The following is a 1484-nucleotide window of genomic DNA, read 5'->3' as shown; positions in this document are numbered from 1 at the left end:
ACCAGGTAACGGGAGAACAGACCACCCAGCTGACCACTGGCACCGGTGACCAGCACCGTGCCCTCCGGATCCCACACAGCGGCCTCGGCACCGTCGGCGACCGGCACCCTGGCCAGCCGCGGGGTCCGTATGACACCCGCGTGAACGGCCAGTTGCTCCTCGCCGGAGGCCAGCGCGGCCGGAAGGGCCGCACGGGAGGCGTCCTGATCGTCGATGTCGAGCAGGACGAAGCGATCCGGGTTCTCGGCCTGCGCCGAACGCAGCAGGCCCCAGACGGCAGCCTGCGCGAGGTCGGCCGGTGAGGAGGCCAGCACCAGACGGGAGGCGGCGAACCGCTCGTCGGCCAGCCACTCCTGGACGAGGGCGAGCGCCTCGGCAGTGGCCCGGTGCGCCGCACCGGCCGCGTCCCGGTCGTCCTGCGCGTCAGGCGACAGGAAGACAAGTTCCGGAAGTTCCGCGCCGGATACGACCGCGTCGGTCAGCGCCGCGAGGTCCGTGTACGCAGGGGCCCCGAGCCCCAGGCGGTCGGATCCGAGCACTGCCCACCGGGCACCGTCCCGCGCACCCGCGTCGGCGGCGGGCTGCTCGACCCATTCAAGCCGGAACAACGACTCGTGGAATGCCGTCCGTGCAGCCCGCACCTGCTCGGCCGAGATCGCGCGCAGTGCGAGCGACTCCACGGCGGCCACCGGCGCGCCGGTGGCGTCCGCGATCTCCAGTCTCACATCCGCGGCACCCCGCAGCTCCAGCCGGACCCGCAGCGTGGCCGCGCCGCTCGCGTACAGCGACACCCCGCTCCAGGCGAACGGCAGCCGCCCCTGGCCCTGGTCGTCACCGGCCAGGCCGAGCGCATGCAGCGCGGAGTCCAGCAGCGCCGGGTGCAAACCGAATTCGGCGGCCTGGGACCGCTCGGGCAGCTCGACGTCGGCGAACAGTTCGTCACCGCGCCGCCAGGCGGCGGTGAGCCCCTGGAACGCCGGGCCGTAGGGAAGTCCGTCGGCAGCCAGGGCCGCGTACAGCTCCGCCACATCGGCCTCCTCGGCGCCGCGCGGCGGCCACTCGGCCAGCGCGAACTCCGGCCGCGGGGCGCCGGTGGCGAGCATGCCGGTGGCGTGCCGGGTCCATGGCTCCTCGGCCGGGGCGTCCGCCGCGCGGGAGAGGATCGCCAGCGAACTGCGGCCGCCGTCGTCCAGCGCGCCCACCGTGAGCTGCAGCCGGACGCCGCCACGTGCGGGCAGCACCAGCGGCGCCTCCAGGGTGAGTTCCTCCAGGTGGTCACAGCCGACCTGGTCCCCCGCGCGGATGGCCAGCTCGACGAAGGCCGTACCCGGTAGCAGCACCGAACCCAGGACGGTGTGGTCGGCCAGCCACGGGTGGGTGTCGAGGCCAAGTCGGCCGGTGAACAGGAAGCCGTCGGTCGTCGCCAGCGGCACCGCTGCGCCCAGGAGCGGGTGGTCGGCCGATTCCAGGCCGACAGCGTTCAC

The 1484-nt window shown here is 74.1% G+C and carries 1 protein-coding gene; it reads right to left on the bottom strand.

The window, feature by feature from the left end:
- On the bottom strand, positions 1–1484 hold a 1484-nt coding region (locus ABTZ94_RS37515; RefSeq protein ID WP_351207941.1), incomplete at both ends, for a SpnB-like Rossmann fold domain-containing protein.

It is taken from the genome of Streptomyces sp. NPDC002785 (assembly GCF_040295565.1).
Taxonomy (GTDB): Bacteria; Actinomycetota; Actinomycetes; order Streptomycetales; family Streptomycetaceae; genus Streptomyces.
The sequence above is the reverse complement of the archived record's forward strand: the minus strand, read 5'-3'. Positions and strand labels throughout refer to the sequence as shown.